A 17,272-nucleotide genomic window follows, 5' to 3' on the forward strand; every position below is an offset into this window, starting at 1 on the left:
CGGGAGCAACTGCGCGAGTCGTGCGGGGACTTCGGGCACTGCAGATGCGCTGGGTGCGCTACGTGCGCTTCGCGCACTCAGTGCACTACACGCGTAGATCGTCGTCGGGTCCCGGTCGGTCGGGAACCAGGAACAGACCATGTCCAGGTCAATTAACGGTCAGCTCGCCCTGCCCGACGGTCACTCCGTGCCATGACGGCGCCCCCCGGTTCGGCCGAAGCCGCGCCGGGGGCTCCCTCGTTGGGGGGACTGTGTCCTAACGGAAGCCGGGCATTTCGATCATGGAGAAGTGCGCCCAGCAACTGACGCAGTGTGATGAGACGCGTGTCGGCGACACATTTCCCGGTGAACGCGGAGGCCGCCGACCCCGGTTGGGGACGACGGCCTCTCACTGCATCCGAACGATCCGAACGGTCTGAACGGATCAGATGAACGAGTTGATCTCGATCGTCTCGTCGCGGCCCGGGCCGACGCCGATCGCGGAGATCTGAGCGCCGGACATGTCCTCCAGCGCCTTGACGTACGCCTGGGCGTTCTTCGGGAGGTCGGAGAAGGACTTCGCCTTGGTGATGTCCTCGGACCAGCCCGGGAGGTTCTCGTAGATCGGCTTCGCGTGGTGGAAGTCGGTCTGGGAGTACGGGAGTTCCTCGACGCGCTTGCCGTCGATCTCGTACGCCACGCAGACCGGGATCTCCTCCCAGCCGGTCAGGACGTCCAGCTTGGTGAGGAAGAAGTCGGTCAGACCGTTCACACGGGTCGCGTAGCGGGCGATGACCGCGTCGAACCAGCCGCAGCGGCGGTCACGACCGGTGGTGACACCGCGCTCGCCACCGATGCGGCGCAGCGCCTCGCCGTCCTCGTCGAGGAGCTCGGTCGGGAACGGGCCCGAGCCGACACGGGTCGTGTACGCCTTGAGGATGCCGATGACCCGGCTGATCTTCGTCGGGCCGACGCCCGAACCGGTGCAGGCACCGCCGGCCGTCGGGTTCGACGACGTCACGAAGGGGTATGTGCCGTGGTCGATGTCGAGCAGCGTGCCCTGGCCGCCCTCGAAGAGCACGACCTTGTCCTGCTCCAGCGCCTGGTTCAGGATCAGGACCGTGTCCGCGACGTACGGCTTGAGCCGGTCCGCGTAGCTCAGCAGCTCCTCGACGACCTGCCCGGCCTCGATGGCACGGCGGTTGTAGAGCTTGGTCAGCAGCTGGTTCTTGACCTCGAGGGCCGCCTCGACCTTCTGGGTCAGGATCGACTCGTCGTAGAGGTCCTGGATACGGATGCCGACGCGGTTGATCTTGTCCGCGTAGGTGGGCCCGATGCCACGCCCGGTCGTGCCGATCTTCCGCTTCCCGAGGAAGCGTTCCGTCACCTTGTCGACGGTGACGTTGTACGGCGTGATGATGTGAGCGTTTCCGCTGATCAGAAGCTTGGAGGTGTCGACACCGCGCTCGTTCAGTCCGTTCAGCTCGGAGAACAGGACCGACGGGTCGACGACGACTCCGTTTCCGATCACCGGAGTGCACTCCGGCGTGAGGATTCCGGAAGGGAGGAGGTGGAGGGCGTACTTCTGATCGCCCACGACTACCGTATGGCCGGCGTTGTTGCCGCCCTGGTAGCGCACCACATAGTCCACGGATCCACCGAGCAGGTCGGTGGCCTTTCCCTTGCCTTCGTCACCCCACTGAGCACCGAGCAGCACAAGTGCGGGCACAGGCGTACACCCCTTCCGGGCGGGGCATGTCCAAGGTCGGGGACGTACGCGGCTGGTTTTCGATACGGCTGCGTACGCCGGCGACCTCCTTTGGCCGCGACCGTCGGACCGGATGCCCCGGAATAGACGAAGCCCCTGGCGCAATAGCGCAAGGGGCTCTTGCACAAAGATGCTACCCGAGGAAGCGAGGCATGACCGAGGTGGCGGCTTCCGACCAGCTCCTGGTGGTCATCGACCCGGTCGCCCGTCGGACGGACGGCGAGTCTGTACGGATCGCAAAAGACGTGCTCAGCGCGGGTGCGGCGACGAAAGTATGCCTGCCGGAAGGGCCCGAGGAATTTGCCCGGGCGCTGGCCCGGAGAGGTTCCCGGCGGCCGGTCGTGGTGGGCGACGACCGTGCCCTCTTGCGCGCTGTGTCCCTTTTGCACCGACAGCGGGAGCTGGCCGGATGTGGGGTGTCGTTGGTGCCGGTGGGGGGTGTGCTGTCGCTGGCGCGGGCGCTCGGGGTGCCCGTCGGGGCCGTCGCGGCGGCCCGGGCCGTGCTCGACGGGGTCGAGCGGCGGCTCGACCTGCTGGTCGACGAGAGTGACGGGGTGGTGTTGGGGGCGTTGCGGATTCCTCCGGTGGGGGCGGGTGGGGGGATGAGGGGGGCCGAGGAGGTCGACATGGGGGGTGTCGGCGGTTTCGGCGGTTTCGGAGATTCCGGAAGTTCTGGGGGTTCCGGGGGCTCCGGAAGTTTCGGGAGTTTCGGGGGTGGTGCTTCCGGGCTTGGAGGGCATGCGTGGCTGCGGACCTGTCAGTCACTGGTCCGTACGCTCGCGGCGCGGCCCGCGCGTGTGGCGTCCGTGCCGGGGCCAGGGCCTTCGCGGCTGCGGGTCGAGGTCGACGGGGTCACCCTGGTCGATCTGGATCAGCCGGTCGAGGCGGTGTCCGTGACGCCCGGCGTTGCCGGGGGTGCGGAGGTGGAGGTTCGGCCGGTTTCCGTGGGGGCGGAGGCTTCGCCGTTGCGGGTGGTGGGGCGGCGGGTGACGGTGTCCGGGGCGGACTTTCGGTATCGGGCGGATTCTGTGGTGTCCGGGCCTGTGCGGACGCGGACGTGGACGGTTCGGGAAGGGGGGTGGGGGCTCACGCTGCCGAGCTGAGCCCCCAGGGGTTTCTCGCCCCCGCCGCCCCTACCCTCCCCCAAGCTCTCGGCTTCGCTCGAGCAGGGGGGACCCCCATCATCCCCAGGGGCTCCGCCCCTTCGACCCCGGGGTGAGTTTGTCGGCTGCGGGGCGGTGGGGGCTGGTCGCGCAGTTCCCCGCGCCCCTGAAGCGGGGCTTCGCCCCGCATCTTCGCTAAGGCAACGCGGGGGTGGACTCGTCCTTCAGGGATACGCCGGTGCGGCCGAGGTCGCGTGCTCTGCGCATCAGTGTCGCCAGCTTCGTCGCCGCGGCGGTGTGGGACAGGCCGAGGGGTGGGCGGATGTTGGAGAGGCAGTTGCGGTCGGCGTCGGTGGTGCGACCCGGGCGCGGGTCGTACGTGAGATACGCACCGAGCGAATCCGCGGCGGACATCCCGGGCCGCTCCCCGATGAGGACGACGGCCATCCCGGCCCCCAACGCGTGCGCGATGTCGTCGCCGAGAGCCACCCGCGCCTGCTCGGCGAGTACGACGGGAGCGACACGCCAGTCGGAGGGCAGCCGTTGTGCCGTCGCGCGTACGACGGCCGCCGCGTGCTCGTGCACCGCCCGGCTGGACAGCCCGTCGGCGACGACGAACACCACGTCCCAGCCGTCGTGGGGCAGGTGCGCCCGGTCCACCTCGTGGAGCCTGCGTCCGAGGTCGGGACGCTGGAGATAGGTGAGCCGGTCGGGGGCGGCGCTGCGCACCCGTATCGTCGCCGCACCCGCCAGCGCGGACGCCACCACGTCCGGGTCGAACGGCGAGTGCACCGCGTCCCGCGCGGCGGCGTGCGCGGCCTGCAGTTCGAGCCGGTGCCGCGTGGGCAACGCCGAGCCGGCCCGCCCGAGCCCGATCCGGGCCTGGGTGTGCCGGCGCAGGGAGTTCCAGAGGGCGGCGTCCGACTCCGGTGCGATTACTTGACGTTCCGTCATGCCGCCATCCCCCGCCCGATCGCCGTCAGTGGATGGCCCGTACCCGCCACGTCCCGTATCCCGCCACCTTCGTCGAGCAGACCGATCCGCCCCAGCCACGCCTCGAACTCCGGTGCCGGGCGCAGTCCGAGCACCTCGCGCAGGTACAACGCGTCGTGGTACGAGGCCGACTGGTAGTTGAGCATGATGTCGTCGCCTCCGGGGGTGCAGATCACGAAGGAGGCGCCGGCGACACCGAGCATGGTGAGCATCGTGGCGATGTCGTCGTCATCGGCGTCGGCGTGGTTGGTGTAGCAGATGTCGAGGCCCATGGGCAGGCCGAGCAGTTTGCCGCAGAAGTGGTCCTCCAGGGCCGCGCGGAGGATCTGGCGGCCGTCGTAGAGGTACTCCGGGCCGATGAAGCCGACCACCGTGTTCACGAGCAGCGGGTCGTAGCGGCGGGCGACCGCGTACGCCCGCGCCTCCACCGTCTGCTGGTCCACCCCGTGGTGCGCGTCGGCGGAGAGCGCGCTGCCCTGCCCCGTCTCGAAGTACAGGGCGTTGGAGCCGACCGTGCCCCGGGCCAGCGAGCGCGCCGCCTCGTACGCCTCGTCCAGGAGCCCCAGCGTGACCCCGAACGAGGCGTTCGCGGCCTGCGTACCGGCGATGGACTGGAAGACCAGGTCCACCGGGGCGCCGCGTTCCATCAGGTCGATGCTGGTGGTCACGTGGCACAGGACGCAGGACTGGGTGGGGATGGAGTAGCGGTCGATCACTCCGTCCAGGAGGTCCAGCAGATCCCGTACCGCCTGGGGGCTGTCCGTGGCCGGGTTGATGCCGATCACCGCGTCGCCGGAGCCGAGGAGCAGGCCGTCCAGCAGGGCCGCCGCCACGCCCGCGGGGTCGTCGGTGGGGTGGTTGGGCTGGAGGCGGGTGGCCAGGCGGCCCGGGAGGCCGATGGTGGAGCGGAAGGCGGTGACGACCTGGACCTTGCGGGCGACCGCCACCAGGTCCGCGTTGCCCATCAGTTTCGACACCGCGGCGACCATCTCGGGGGTCAGTCCGGGGGCGAGTGCGGCGAGTGTCGGCGCGTCCGCCGCGTCCGACAGCAGCCATTCGCGCAACTCCCCCACCGTGAGACCCGAGACGGGGGCGAAGGCCGCCGCGTCGTGGCTGTCCATGATGAGGCGGGTCACGTCGTCGGTCTCGTACGGGATCACCGGCTCGGCGAGGAACCGCGCGAGCGGTACCTCGGCCAGCGCCCACCGCGCGGCGACGCGCGCCTGCGCGGAGTCGGCGGCGAGCCCGGCGAGGCGGTCGCCGGAACGCTCGGGGCTCGCGGCGGCGAGCAGCCCCGCGAGACCGGCGAAGGAGTGCGTCCGGCCGCCGAGGGTGGCGGAGTAGGTGCTCATGCCAGGGACCGTACGGAGGGGCATCGGGCGCGGTCCACGATCCGGCGCAGAGTTAACAAGGACGTTCGCTCCACCCGGACTCCTAAAGGTCTGGTTGACGCACATTTAACGTTCCGACCCGTGACAGGACTCATTTCTCGTGCAGCATTCCGGTTCGTAATCCACTCCGCCGCACCCAGGGTGCGGACGGCGAGCGACCATGGGAAGGGGCCACTCGATGGCAGTGCAAGAGGGCGTGGTCCCTGAGGCGGCGGGCACCCCGGAGGCCCCCGGAGGCGCAGTTCACCGGCTCAAGCCGAACGCGATCGGACTGCTGGGCGTGGTCTTCATGGCCGTCGCCACCGCCGCCCCGATCACCGCCATGACGGGCAACGTGCCCTTCATGGTCTCCGCCGGCAACGGCATCGGCGCCCCGGCGAGCTACCTCGTCGCAATGGTCGTCCTGGCCATCTTTGCGGTCGGCTTCACCTCGATGGCGAAGCACATCACCTCCACCGGCGCCTTCTACGGCTTCATCTCCTACGGCCTCGGCCGCACCGCGGGACTCGCCTCGGGACTCCTCGCGACCTTCGCGTACGTCGTCTTCGAGCCGGCCCTGATCGGCATCTTCTCGACCTTCGCCACCGGAACCCTCAAGGACCAGACGGGACTTGACGTGCCCTGGTGGGCGTTCGCGATCCTGATGCTCGCCGTCAACGCGACGGGCACGTGGTTCGGGGTGTCCGTCGCCGAGAAGCTGCTCGTCGTACTGCTGGCCACCGAGGTGACGATCCTGGCCGCCATGGCCGTCTCCGTCGCCCTGCACGGCGGCGGTCCGCACGGCTTCACCTTCGGCCCGGTCAATCCGGTCAACGCCTTCAAGGGGACCTCGGCGGGCCTCGGCCTCTTCTTCGCCTTCTGGTCGTGGGTCGGCTTCGAGTCCACGGCGATGTACGGCGAGGAGTCCCGCGACCCGAAGAAGATCATCCCCAAGGCGACGATGATCTCCGTCCTGGGCGTCGGCGTCTTCTACGTCTTCGTCTCCTGGATGGCCATCATCGGCAACGGCGAGAGCGAGGCCGTCACGGCCGCCTCCTCCTCGAACCCGCTCGCCCTGTTCTTCAACCCCACCGAGCACTACGTCGGTCACTGGGCCGTCGACGTCATGCAGTGGCTGATGATCACCGGCTCACTGGCCTGCGGCATGGCCTTCCACAACTGCGCCGCCCGATACATGTACGCGCTGGGCCGCGAGGGCGTCCTCCCCTCGCTGCAGCGCACGATCGGCCGCACCCACCCCCAGCACGGCTCCCCGCACATCGCGGGCCTCGTCCAGACGGTCGTCAGCGCCGTCCTCATCGCCGCCTTCTGGATCGCCGGCAAGGACCCCTACACCGGTACGTACGTCCTGCTCGCCATCCTCGGCACGATGGCCATCCTGGTGGTGCAGGCGGTCTGCTCCTTCGCGGTGCTGGCGTACTTCCGCAAGAACCACCCCGAGAGCAGGCACTGGTTCAAGACCTTCACCGCCCCGCTCGTCGGCGGCCTCGCGATGCTCGGCGTGGTCGTCCTGCTGGTGTCCAACATGGGCGCCGCGGCCGGCACGGAGTCCGGCTCCCTCGTGCTGAAGGCGACCCCCTGGATCGTCGTCCTGATCGCGGCGGGCGGCGTGGCGTACGCGACGTACCTCAAGCGCCGCGCACCGCAGCGGTACGCCCTGCTCGGGCGGACGGTCCTGGAGGAGACCAAGGAGCGGTAGGACCAAGAAGCGGTAGGAAACTTTTCTTCGGCGAGGGCTCTCAGCCCTCGCCGAAGTGCTGCTCCCGGTGGACCCGCCAGCGGTCCATCATCGACTCCAGCTCGCCCTCCATGAACTCGAAGAAGGCAAGGGTCTCCGCGAGCCGAGCGCCCGCCGGGGTGTCCGCGCCCAGGCTGGCGACGCCTTCGCGCAGCGCGTCCTCCCAGCGCTTGATGATCGCCTCACGATTGGTGAGCGCCTCGTACCACTGGTCGCTGTGCACGCGGTACCGCTCCCGGCGCGAACCGGGTTCCCGCTCGCGCGACACCATGTGCACCTGCGCCAGGTAGCGCACCGCACCGGAGACCGCCGCGGGGCTGATCCGCAGTTGCTCGCCCAGTTCGACCGAGGTCAGAGCGCCGGTGTCCGAGGCGAGCAGCGCCCCGAAGACCCGGGACGGCATCCGGGGCATCCCGGCCTCCACGAGTTGCGCCGCGAAGTGCTCGACGAACCGCGAGACCGCCTCCGCGTCCCGACCCACCGCTCCTACCGCTCCCACCGCCTCCGGCTCTGCCATCCCTCGATTGTATCCGAGCGTTTATACAATTCGTTAACTTCACAAACTTCTGAAAGAAGCGTACGTTCTGAAGCATGACGAAGGGCAGGGCCAAGGGAATGACGAAGGCCACGACGAAGGCGATCACCGTCTCCGGGCTGCACAAGTCGTTCGGCGGGACACACGCGCTGGACGGTCTCGACCTGGACGTCGAGGCCGGCGAGGTGCACGGCTTCCTCGGTCCGAACGGCTCCGGGAAGTCCACCACGATCCGGGTCCTGCTGGGCCTGCTGCGCGGCGACGCGGGCGCGGCGCAGGTGCTCGGCCGGGACCCCTGGGCGGACGCGGTGGAGCTGCACCGCCGGGTCGCCTACGTTCCCGGTGACGTCACCCTGTGGCGCAACCTCTCCGGCGGCGAGGTCATCGACCTGTACGGGCGGCTGCGCGGGGGGCTCGACCGGGCACGCCGGGCGGAACTGATCGAACGCTTCGAACTCGACCCCACCAAGAAGGGACGCACCTACTCCAAGGGCAACCGCCAGAAGGTCGCCCTCGTCGCCGCCTTCGCCTCGGACGTCGACCTGCTGATCCTCGACGAGCCCACGTCGGGTCTCGACCCGCTGATGGAGGAGGTCTTCCAACGGTGCGTCGAGGAGGAACGCGACCGCGGCCGGACCGTCCTGCTCTCCTCGCACATCCTCAGCGAGGTGGAGGAGCTGTGCGACCGCGTCAGCATCATCCGCAAGGGCCGCACCGTCGAGAGCGGCACCCTCGCCGACCTGCGCCATCTGACCCGTACCAGCGTCACCGCCGAACTCGCGGGACCGCCCAACGGGCTGGCGCACCTGCGCGGCGTGCACGACCTGGACATCCAGGGCCACCGGGTCAGGCTCCAGGTCGAGACCGACAAGCTCGACGCCGTACTGCGCTCGCTCACCGACTCGGGCGTACGGTCGCTGACCTCGACGCCGCCGACCCTGGAGGAACTGTTCCTGCGGCACTACCAGGACGACGTCCAGGACGACGTCCGGGTGAACGCCGAAGGGACGAGGGCGCGATGACCGCCACGACCACCGCGACCGCTGCCGTACGGGGTGAGGTCCGGGCCCGGAGTGCCCGCCAACTCGCCGGGACCGGCACGCTGTTGAGGTTCTTCCTGCGCCGCGACCGGCTGATGATGCCGCTGTGGGTCGGCGTGCTCGGCCTGCTGGTGCTGTCCATGCCGAACTCCCTGAAGTCCGTCTACGGCACCGCCGCCGAACGCGCCGACCTCGCCCGCCAGATGCTCACCAACAGCTCCCTGCGCGCCACGTACGGGCCGGTGTTCGACGACTCGCTCGGCGGACTCACCGCCTGGCGCATCGGCGGCTACGCCGGTCTGTTCGCCGGGATCATGAGCCTGCTCGTCGTCGTACGGCACACCCGCGAGGAGGAGGAGAGCGGGCGCCAGGAACTCCTCTCGTCGGCGATGGTGGGGCGCCGGGCCCCGCTGACGGCGGCGCTGCTGGCCGCCCTCGTCGCCAACGGCGTGCTCGCGCTGCTCATCGCGGGCGGGCTGGCAGGGCAGGGCGGTGCCGGGGCGCTGGCCCTCGGGCTCGGCGTCGGGGGCGTCGGCATGGTCTTCGCCACCCTGGCTGCGATCGTCGCCCAGCTCACCGAGAGCGCGCGGCTCGCCAAGGGGCTGACGGGCGGGCTGCTCGGCGCGGCGTTCGTGCTGCGGGCGGCGGGCGACTCGTCGACGAACGACGGTTCCTCCGTGCTGACCTGGGTGTCGCCGCTGGGGTGGCTGGAGAACGAACGCCCCTTCGCTCACGAGCGGTGGTGGGTGCCGACGCTGTTCGTCGCGGCCGTGGTGATCCAGGGCGCGGTCGCCTACGAACTCGCCGGGCGGCGCGATGTCGGGATGAGCTTCCTGCCGACCCGGCCGGGGCCCGCGCGGGGGCGGCTCGGATCGGCCGGGGCGCTGGCCTGGCGGCTGCAGCGGGGCGCCGTGCTGGGGTGGAGCCTCGGGTTCCTCGCCGCGGGCGCCGCGTTCGGCGGGATCACGAAGGGGGCCGCCGATCTCGTCGGGAGCAACGACAAGACCCGGCAGATCATCGAGCGGATGGGCGGACAGTCCGGGATCACGGACGCGTTCCTCGCGGCGATGGTCGGCATGCTCGGGATGGTGGCCGCGCTGTACGTCGTCTCGTCGGTGCTGCGGTTGCACGGTGAGGAGACCTCGCAGCGGGCGGAACCGGTGCTGGCGAACGCGGTGGGGCGGCTGCGGTGGGCCTGCGGCCATCTGGTCGTCGCCTTCGGTGGCGCGGCGCTCATCATGGCGCTGGGCGGGCTCGGCCTCGGACTCGGGTACGGCCATGAGTTCTGGCCCGTGCTCGGCGCCTGCCTCGTCCAGGTCGCGGCGGTCTGGACACTGGGCGGGCTTGCGGTCCTTCTCTACGGGGTCTCGCCCCAGCTGGCCCCCGGCGCCTGGGGCGCGGCCGGGGTGGCCCTCCTGCTCGGCTGGATCGGCCCCGCCCTGAACGTCCCCCAGGCCGCCATGGACCTCTCCCCCTTCGGCCACCTCCCCAAGCTGCCGGGCGGGGAGATGACATGGACGCCGGTACTGATCCTGACGGCGATCGCGCTGGCCCTGACCGCCACGGGGCTGGCGGCGCTGCGGCGACGGGACATGAGCACCTGAGGGCGGGCCCGCGCGTGCCTGGTGCGGGGAACCCGGGAACTCCGGGTCCCCGCACCACGTCCATGAGGGGCATGGGGCAAAGGATGCAGGCCGCGGGCGGATGTCTGATCGCTGCCGTCGGCGCGGGGGCGGGGCTGGCGGTCTGGGCCGTCAACAGCCGCGACCGGTTCCAGCGGTTCGAGCAGGGGCCCGACTGGAGTGTGCTCTATGCCGAGCTGCCCCTCATGGTCCTCGGCGGGATGGCCGCCGCACTGGGACTCTGGGCCCTGGGACTCCGGGCCCTCGGCCGACGGGTCAGAGCACGACGCTGAGCCCCTCGAGCCCGCGGATCACGAAGTTCGGCTTGCGCTCCGGCTCCGCGGCGAGGGCGAGCGTCGGCGCCTTCTCCAGCAGAGCGCCCATGGACGCCGCCAGTTCGAGGCGGGCCAGCGGGGCGCCGATGCAGTAGTGGATGCCGGCGCTGAAGGAGATGTGGGGGTTGTCGGTGCGGGAGAGATCCAGACTCTCCGGGGACGCGAAGACCTTCGGGTCGTGGTTGGCGGAACCGAAGAGCAGGGCGATCTCCGCACCCCGGGGAACGGTCGTGCCGTCGATCTCGATGTCCTCCAGAACCCACCGTTCGAAGAGCTGGAGCGGGGTGTCGTAGCGCATCAGCTCCTCCACCGCCGTGGGGATCAGCGAACGGTCGCCGCGCAGGGCCGCCAACTGGTCGGGGTTGCGGAACAGCGCCCACCACCCGTTCACCGTGGCGTTCACCGTCGCCTCGTGGCCCGCGTTCAGCAGCAGGACACAGGTGGAGATCATCTCCTGTTCGGTCAGACGGTCGCCCTCGTCGTGCGCCGCGATGAGGCCCGAGATCAGGTCGTCGCCCGGCTCCTTGCGGCGCGCGGCGATCAGTTCCCGGAGGTACTCGGTGAACTCCACCGACGCCCGGACCGCCTTTTCCGCCGTCTCTTCGGAAGGGTTCAGCTCGTACATCCCGCAGATGTCCGCCGACCACGGCCTGAGCGGCGCCCGGTCCGACTCCGGGATGCCCAGCATCTCGGCGATCACGGCCACCGGGAGCGGCTCGGCGACATCGGTGAGCAGATCACCGCCGCCGGCCGCCACCAGGCCGGCGACCAACTCGTTCGCCAGCCGGTCCACATACGGCCTGAGCTGCTCGACCGTGCGCGGTGTGAACGCCTTGGAGACCAGCCGTCGGATCCGCGTGTGGTCCGGCGGCTCCAGGTCCAGCATTCCGTGGTCGTTGAGGACGTGGAACGGCTCGTGCTCGGGCGGAGGTGCCGTCCGCCCGAAGTCCTCGTGCGTGTAACGGTGCTGGTAGGTCCGGCCCAGCCGCCGCTCCCGCAGCAGCGCCGACACGTCCGCGTGGTGCGGGACCAGCCACTGGTCGGTGGGCTCGTAGTAGTGCACCCGGCCGCGCTCGCGCAGCTCCGCGTACGCGGGGTACGGGTTCGCCACGAACTCCGGGTTCCAGGGATCGAAGGCCGACGGTGTCTGCGGAGACTGCGAGGGCTGCGAGGACTGCGGGGTGTGCGAGGCTGCCATGGGCGGACGCTAGCCCGACTCGGCCCCGCTGAACAGGGGTGTCTCGGCGGCCGAGCCGCAGGCGGGGACCCCCGTACCCCGCCATCGGCCCGGCCGCCGCGCTCCCCCGGTCAGGGGCCACCTGGGCCACCTGGGTCACCTGGGTGTGATCAGCCGCGCCTCGTACGCGAACACCGCCGCCTGTGTGCGGTCCCGCAGGCCCAGCTTCACCAGGATCCGGCTCACATGGGTCTTGATCGTGGACTCGGCGACGAACAACCGCGAGGCGATCTCCGCGTTCGACAGACCCTGGGCGATCAGGACCAGCACCTCCGTCTCCCGCTCGGTCAGCTCGCCGTAGGCCGCCTGGGCCGTGGCCGAGAGCCGCGGAGCGTCCGAGAGCTTGGAGAACTCGTTGATCAGCCGCTTGGTCACGGACGGGGCGAGCAACGCCTCCCCGGCCGCCACCACCCGCACCCCGTCGGCGAGTTGACGCGCCGAGGCGTCCTTGAGCAGAAAGCCCGAGGCTCCCGCGCGCAGCGCCTGGTACACGTACTCGTCGAGGTCGAAGGTGGTCAGCACCAGCACCTTCGCGGCGCTGTCCGCGGCGACGATCTCCCGGGTCGCCTCGATGCCGTTCATCTCCGGCATGCGGATGTCCATCAGCACGACGTCCGGCCCGAGCTCACGGACCCGCTCGACCGCGTCCCGGCCGTTGACCGCCTCGCCGACCACCTCGATGTCCGGCATCGCGCCGAGCAGCACCGAGAAGCCCTCGCGGACCATCACCTGGTCGTCGGCTATCAGGACGCGGATGGTGCCGTTCGTCATCCGGATTCCTCCGCCGCCCGCAGCGGCACCGGCAGGAAGACCGTCACCTCGTAGCCCCCGTCGTCCGTCTCGCCCGTCGTCATCTCGCCGTCCAGCATCGTGACCCGCTCGCGCATCCCGGTGATGCCGTGCCCCGCGCCGTGGGTGGACTTCACCAGGGTCGTGGTCCGCGCGGGGCCGTTGACTATGCGCAGGCCGAGCCCGCCGAGAACGTAGCCGATCTCGACGCGGGCCGTCGCGCCCGGCGCGTGCCGCAGGGTGTTGCTCAGCGCCTCCTGGACGATGCGGTACGCCGACAGCTCCACGCCCTGCGGGAGTTCGCGCACCGCGCCCGTGACCGTCTTCTCCACGCTCAGACCCGCCTCCCGCACATTGGCGAGGAGCGCGCCGAGGTCGGCGAGGGTGGGCTGCGGGGCGTCCGGAGCCTCATAGTCCGCGGCCCGTACGACACCGAGGACACGGCGCAGCTCGGTGAGCGCCGCCACCGCATTCTCGCGGATCGTGACGAAGGCCTGCTCCAGCTCGGGCGGTGGGTTCTCCACCCGGTAGGGCGCGGCCTCCGCCTGGATGGCGACCACCGACATGTGGTGGGCGACCACGTCGTGCAGCTCGCGGGCGATCGTGGTGCGCTCCTCCAGGAGGGTGCGCCTGGAGCGCTCCTGCGCCGTCTCCGACTGGTGGGCGGTCACCTCCTGCTCGGCCGCGCGGCGTACGTGCAGGACGGTGACGACCAGGAGGGCGAGGGCGGAGAGGAACAGCAGCGGAGCCGCGTTGCTCCCCATGTGCCCGGCGCCGAAGAGGGACTCGGACATGAATCCGTACCACGCGGTCAGCACCCACATCCAGGCGGCGGTGCGCGGCCTGGTCCGCAGCGCCACGACCGTCAGCACCACCAGGTGGGTGATGAAGGCGCCCTCCGACCAGGGCCATTCGCTCCAGCTGTCGCTGAACGCGGCCGCGAACGGTGTCGCCGCCATGGAGAACCAGAAGGCTCCGACCGGCCGGACGAGCGTCAGCAGGACCGGGAGCAGCGCGAGGAGGCTGGGCACCAGACTCCCGATGCCGGGGCCGCCTTGGTTCGCGGTGCTCGCAACGGCCATCGCGAGCAGTCCGCACGCCGTGATCACGGCGTGCGGAGTCCAGGCCGCGTACTCCCTGACGCGCTCGGGGAGGCGTCGGGCGAGCGGACCGTCCACCCGCATCCGCGGCAGCGGGCGGTAGGCGAAGGCGTCGTGGAACAGGTCCTGCCGCAGCCCGCGCAGGGCGTCCGCGGCCAGCCGGAACTCCGGGCTGCGGGGCTTGGCCCCGCCCGGCGGCTTCATCTGCGTCTGGGTCGTCTCGGTCACGTTCAAAACGGTAGGCCGCCTGCCGGGTCGCGGTCGTCACCAGTGAGAAGGGTCCTGCGGGATCCGTCTCAGGTACTACGGGTATCCCCCGGGAGGGAGCGGGGTGGCGGGCTCAGTAGCCGGACGGGCGCACCAGGCCCGACTCGTAGGCGAAGACCGCGGCCTGGGTGCGGTCGCGCAGGCCCAGCTTCACCAGGATGCGGCCCACATGGGTCTTCACGGTCTGCTCGGCGACGACCAGGCGCTCGGCGATCTCCGCGTTCGACAGGCCCTGCGCGATGAGGGCCAGCACCTCCGTCTCCCGCTCGGTCAACTCGCCCACGCGCTGCTTGAGCGGGGCGCGGGGTGTGGAGTCGAGGCGGGAGAACTCGGCGATGAGGCGGCGGGTGATCCCGGGGGCGAGCAGCGCGTCGCCCGCCGCCACCACCCGTACCGCCTCGGCCAGCTGGTCAGCGGACGCGTCCTTGAGCAGGAACCCGGAGGCGCCGGCCCGCAGCGCCTCGTACACGTACTCGTCGAGGTCGAAGGTGGTGAGCACCAGCACCTTGATGTGCGGGGTCTCGCCGGTGATGCGTCTGGTCGCGTCGATGCCGCCGAGCTCGGGCATGCGGATGTCCATCAGCACGACGTCCGGGGCGAGTTCGGCGACCTTGGCGATCGCGTCCAGGCCGTCGACCGCCTGGCCGACCACCTCGATGTCGGGCTGGGTGTTGAGCAGCACGGTGAAACCCTGGCGGACCATCTGCTGGTCATCGGCGATCAGTACGCGGATGGTGCTGCTCGTCATCGGCTCTCGTCTCCTGTGCGGCCTGAACGATCGACGTCGGTGAAAGGGGGAGGGGAAAGGTCGGTGGAAGGGGCGTCGCCCGTGACCGCGCCGTCGCGGGGCAGGAAGGCCGCCACCACGAATCCGCCGTGCGCGGTCTCGGAGGTCACGAGGGTGCCGCCCAGCATCGCGGCGCGCTCCCGCATGCCGAGCAGACCGTGCCCCGCGCCCGGGGACGGCGGGGCGGAACGCTCGGGTCTGGAGTTGATCACCCGCACCTGAAGCCCGCGCGGGAAGTGCCACAGCTCGACGCGGACCGCCGAACCGGGCGCGTGCCGCAGGGCGTTGCTCAGCGCCTCCTGGATGATCCGGTACGCCGACAGCTCCACGCCGGGCGGCAGTGGGAGCTGCTCGCCGGTGATCTCCGTGGTGACCTGGAGACCAGCGGCGCGGGTGTTCTCGACGAGGGCGTCGAGGCGGTCGAGCGTGGGCTGCGGGGAGTTGGGGGCGGCACCGGTGCCGGCACCGAGGCCGTACGGGTCCTCGGGGTTCTCGGAGCGCAGCACACCGAGCACGCGGCGCAGCTCGGTGAGCGCCTCCAGGGCGTTCTGCCGGATGCCCTCCAGGTTCTCCTTCAGTTCGTCGGAGGGGTTCTCGACCAGGTACGGGGCGACCTGGGCCTGGATGGAGATCACCGACATGTGGTGGGCGACCACGTCGTGCAGCTCGCGCGCGATCCGGCTGCGCTCCTCGAGGAGGGTGCGGCGGGCGCGCTCCTCCTCGGTCTGCGACGCCTGCTCGACGAGCTGGGTGCGGGCCTCGCGGCGGCCGCGCAGGGCGATGCCGAGGAGGACCGCCGCGGCGAAGACGACGACCGCCAGGAACCCCGTCGAGTGGTACAGCTGTCCGCCGACCAGGCCCTGCATGACGTACGTCAGCAGGGCGGTCACGGACAGCGCGCCGATGGCCACCCGTGCGGGCAGCCGCAGCGCCAGCAGGAACAGCACCAAGGCATGTGCGACCAGCGCGGGCGAACTCCACGGCCAGTCGGGGCGCGACGCCGGGATGTCCGCCATCATGTGCGCCCTGGCCCCGGCGGCGGCCAGGAGCGTGGCGCCCAGCGACAGCCACCACGCGGGCACGGGCCGCCGAAGGGCGAGGGCGAGCGCCACGCCTTGTGCCGCCCCGGTCACCTCACCCAGCGGGAACCCGAGTCGATAGGTGTCGTTGTCGGCCACACCCGCGAGTGCGAGCCCGAGCGCGATCAGATACAGCACCACGTGCGGCAGCCGGCGCAGCCAACGGGGCCGGGACAGCGGGGGCAGCGGGGCCACCGACGGTGACGCGAGGTCGGTGAGGACCGCGCGCAGGAGGGCGCGGATCGGCTCGTTGTCCGGGGGCCTCGGCTCGGCGCTGGTCACGTGATCAACCCTAGGCACGGCGGGCCGTGCGCGACCCCGCCGGACCACCACGACGGTGGACGCGGACGACCCGGGAGGGACGGCCGGACCGGCGGCGCGGACCCTGCTCGTAGGAGCGAAAGGCGACCCAGCAGACGCCGAGCGCGAAGGCGAAGACCGGAAGCCAGGCGAGGCGGGCAGCCACCCAGCCCACACCGTCGGGAACCATGTGCAGACCGGGCAGCCTTCCCACCAGCAGGCCCACGGCGGTGACCGCCATCATGGACGTCTGGTGCCAGAGGAATATCGTCATCGCCGACAGATTGACCAGGGCCACCGCGGCCCATGCCAGGGGCCGCCGCAGCCACCGGCGCAACGGCTCGCGCAGCAGAAGGGCGAGGCCGCACTGGGCCACGCCGAAGGTGACCGCGGCCAGCGTCGGCGGGTTCAGGTTCGAGACCGCCGCACCGGGGACGCCGACCATCGACGCCGGATAGCCGGCCCACGTCACCAGCGTCGCGGTCGCCGCCGCGCCGCACAGGAGCAGCACCCAGCCCGCACGCCGCCGGTCCAACTCGCCGCGCGTCCAGGCCGCGCCCAGCGTGTACGGGACCATCCAGCCCGCCGCCACGTTCACCCAGCCGAGCCAGGACGGGCCGCCCAGCCCGAAGCGCATCAGGTCCACGTGGAGAACGACGGCCAGCGGCCACAGCGGGTTGAGCCGGGTGAGCAGGGGCGTCGCGGCCGTCAGTCCCGCGAAGACCAGGAGGAACCACAGCGGGGACAGGGCGAGTTTGACGAGGGTGTGGACCGTGCCGACTCCCGTGCCCGACGCGAGCAGGCCGACGGTGGCCACCGTCCAGAGGGTCAGTACCGCGGCCACGGGTTTGAAGAGCCGCGTGAGGCGGGCGCGCAGCCACTGTCCGTACGTCGTGCCGCGCGCCCGCGCCGACGCGTAGCTCTTCGTCGCCACATGGCCGCCCACCAGGAAGAACACCGCGAGCGTCTGGAAGACCCAGGAAATGGGGGCCAGCCACGGCATGTGCTGCAACGGGCTCGCCGTGTGCAGCGCGCCGCCGTCCGCGACCAGGGCCGTCACCAGCCAGTGGCCCAGGACCACGCCGAGGATCGCGAAGGCGCGCAGTGCGTCGACCGCGCGGTCCCGCTCCGCGGGGGTGGCGGCGTCGATACGGCGGGCGCCGTCTCCTATGGCGTGGGTGGCGGTGCGCAGGGCGACCGTGCGCGTGG

15 protein-coding genes are annotated in these 17,272 nt (G+C 71.0%); 5 read left to right on the forward strand and 10 right to left on the reverse strand.

From position 1 onward, the window contains the following. Positions 1-424 precede the first annotated feature (424 nt). Positions 425-1,708 carry an adenylosuccinate synthase gene (locus KVT44_RS44365; RefSeq protein ID WP_099921449.1) on the reverse strand — a complete coding sequence of 428 codons (1,284 nt, stop codon included), beginning with the start codon at positions 1,706-1,708 and terminating at the stop codon, positions 425-427. A gap of 191 nt (positions 1,709-1,899) precedes the next feature. On the opposite strand from KVT44_RS44365, the gene KVT44_RS44370 reads away from it, so the two are divergent. Then, positions 1,900-2,850, forward strand: a complete 951-nt coding sequence (locus KVT44_RS44370; protein WP_190171303.1) for a diacylglycerol kinase — start codon at positions 1,900-1,902, stop codon at positions 2,848-2,850. A gap of 195 nt (positions 2,851-3,045) precedes the next feature. Here the strand turns inward: KVT44_RS44370 and eutC are convergent, their stop codons facing one another. Both eutC and KVT44_RS44380 read right to left on the reverse strand, forming a co-directional pair. Next, the gene (eutC, locus tag KVT44_RS44375) at positions 3,046-3,804 is read right to left on the reverse strand and encodes an ethanolamine ammonia-lyase subunit EutC (RefSeq protein ID WP_217573720.1); all 759 of its coding nucleotides are present in this window, start codon (positions 3,802-3,804) and stop codon (positions 3,046-3,048) included. Continuing rightward, positions 3,801-5,195 (reverse strand): ethanolamine ammonia-lyase subunit EutB, encoded by a 1,395-nt coding sequence (locus tag KVT44_RS44380; RefSeq protein WP_217573721.1) that lies wholly within the window; start codon positions 5,193-5,195, stop codon positions 3,801-3,803. The genes eutC and KVT44_RS44380 overlap by 4 nt, the downstream gene beginning before the upstream one ends. A gap of 217 nt (positions 5,196-5,412) precedes the next feature. Here KVT44_RS44380 and KVT44_RS44385 point away from each other — a divergent pair, with 217 nt between their 5' ends. Continuing rightward, complete coding sequence (locus tag KVT44_RS44385; protein ID WP_190171306.1) at positions 5,413-6,933, forward strand: APC family permease; 1,521 nt, start codon at positions 5,413-5,415, stop codon at positions 6,931-6,933. A gap of 40 nt (positions 6,934-6,973) precedes the next feature. On the opposite strand, the gene KVT44_RS44390 is transcribed toward KVT44_RS44385, so the two are convergent. After that, complete coding sequence (locus KVT44_RS44390) at positions 6,974-7,489, reverse strand: GbsR/MarR family transcriptional regulator (protein ID WP_217573723.1); 516 nt, start codon at positions 7,487-7,489, stop codon at positions 6,974-6,976. A gap of 74 nt (positions 7,490-7,563) precedes the next feature. Here KVT44_RS44390 and KVT44_RS44395 point away from each other — a divergent pair, with 74 nt between their 5' ends. The 3 genes from KVT44_RS44395 (at position 7,564) to KVT44_RS44405 (ending at position 10,462) form a co-directional block, all read left to right on the forward strand. Next, complete coding sequence (locus tag KVT44_RS44395; RefSeq protein WP_302832185.1) at positions 7,564-8,529, forward strand: ABC transporter ATP-binding protein; 966 nt, start codon at positions 7,564-7,566, stop codon at positions 8,527-8,529. Continuing rightward, positions 8,526-10,151 carry an ABC transporter permease gene (locus tag KVT44_RS44400; protein ID WP_217573725.1) on the forward strand — a complete coding sequence of 542 codons (1,626 nt, stop codon included), beginning with the start codon at positions 8,526-8,528 and terminating at the stop codon, positions 10,149-10,151. Before KVT44_RS44395 ends, KVT44_RS44400 begins: the two co-directional genes overlap by 4 nt. A gap of 71 nt (positions 10,152-10,222) precedes the next feature. After that, positions 10,223-10,462, forward strand: coding sequence for a hypothetical protein (locus KVT44_RS44405; protein WP_099921456.1), 240 nt, complete (start codon positions 10,223-10,225; stop codon positions 10,460-10,462). Here the strand turns inward: KVT44_RS44405 and KVT44_RS44410 are convergent. From KVT44_RS44410 to KVT44_RS44435, 6 genes are all read right to left on the reverse strand, one after another. Further along, positions 10,446-11,702: a cytochrome P450 gene (locus KVT44_RS44410; protein WP_217573727.1), complete on the reverse strand. Its 1,257-nt coding sequence runs from the start codon at positions 11,700-11,702 to the stop codon at positions 10,446-10,448. The two genes, KVT44_RS44405 and KVT44_RS44410, sit on opposite strands and share 17 nt — an antisense overlap. Positions 11,703-11,837: 135 nt before the next feature. After that, positions 11,838-12,512, reverse strand: a complete 675-nt coding sequence (locus KVT44_RS44415; protein WP_099921458.1) for a response regulator transcription factor — start codon at positions 12,510-12,512, stop codon at positions 11,838-11,840. Continuing rightward, complete coding sequence (locus KVT44_RS44420) at positions 12,509-13,858, reverse strand: histidine kinase (RefSeq protein WP_217573729.1); 1,350 nt, start codon at positions 13,856-13,858, stop codon at positions 12,509-12,511. The genes KVT44_RS44415 and KVT44_RS44420 overlap by 4 nt, the downstream gene beginning before the upstream one ends. A 112-nt stretch (positions 13,859-13,970) precedes the next feature. Then, complete coding sequence (locus KVT44_RS44425; RefSeq protein ID WP_054231356.1) at positions 13,971-14,645, reverse strand: response regulator transcription factor; 675 nt, start codon at positions 14,643-14,645, stop codon at positions 13,971-13,973. Further along, positions 14,642-15,958: a sensor histidine kinase gene (locus KVT44_RS44430; protein WP_308314283.1), complete on the reverse strand. Its 1,317-nt coding sequence runs from the start codon at positions 15,956-15,958 to the stop codon at positions 14,642-14,644. The genes KVT44_RS44425 and KVT44_RS44430 overlap by 4 nt, the downstream gene beginning before the upstream one ends. Before the next feature lie 97 nt (positions 15,959-16,055). Further along, positions 16,056-17,234 (reverse strand): acyltransferase, encoded by a 1,179-nt coding sequence (locus tag KVT44_RS44435; protein WP_308314284.1) that lies wholly within the window; start codon positions 17,232-17,234, stop codon positions 16,056-16,058. Between the last annotated feature and the right edge of the window lie 38 nt (positions 17,235-17,272).

Origin of the sequence: Streptomyces sp. GbtcB7 (genome assembly GCF_019091445.1) — a bacterium.
Classification (GTDB): domain Bacteria; phylum Actinomycetota; class Actinomycetes; order Streptomycetales; family Streptomycetaceae; genus Streptomyces; species Streptomyces mirabilis.

Coding starts and splice junctions, on each gene's coding strand:
- KVT44_RS44370 (WP_190171303.1), top strand. CDS start 1,900: ATGACCGAGGTGGCGGCTTCCGACCAGCTCCTGGTGGTCATCGACCCG.
- eutC (WP_217573720.1), bottom strand. CDS start 3,804: ATGACGGAACGTCAAGTAATCGCACCGGAGTCGGACGCCGCCCTCTGG.
- KVT44_RS44380 (WP_217573721.1), bottom strand. CDS start 5,195: ATGAGCACCTACTCCGCCACCCTCGGCGGCCGGACGCACTCCTTCGCC.
- KVT44_RS44385 (WP_190171306.1), top strand. CDS start 5,413: ATGGCAGTGCAAGAGGGCGTGGTCCCTGAGGCGGCGGGCACCCCGGAG.
- KVT44_RS44390 (WP_217573723.1), bottom strand. CDS start 7,489: ATGGCAGAGCCGGAGGCGGTGGGAGCGGTAGGAGCGGTGGGTCGGGAC.
- KVT44_RS44395 (WP_302832185.1), top strand. CDS start 7,564: ATGACGAAGGGCAGGGCCAAGGGAATGACGAAGGCCACGACGAAGGCG.
- KVT44_RS44400 (WP_217573725.1), top strand. CDS start 8,526: ATGACCGCCACGACCACCGCGACCGCTGCCGTACGGGGTGAGGTCCGG.
- KVT44_RS44405 (WP_099921456.1), top strand. CDS start 10,223: ATGGGGCAAAGGATGCAGGCCGCGGGCGGATGTCTGATCGCTGCCGTC.
- KVT44_RS44410 (WP_217573727.1), bottom strand. CDS start 11,702: ATGGCAGCCTCGCACACCCCGCAGTCCTCGCAGCCCTCGCAGTCTCCG.
- KVT44_RS44415 (WP_099921458.1), bottom strand. CDS start 12,512: ATGACGAACGGCACCATCCGCGTCCTGATAGCCGACGACCAGGTGATG.
- KVT44_RS44425 (WP_054231356.1), bottom strand. CDS start 14,645: ATGACGAGCAGCACCATCCGCGTACTGATCGCCGATGACCAGCAGATG.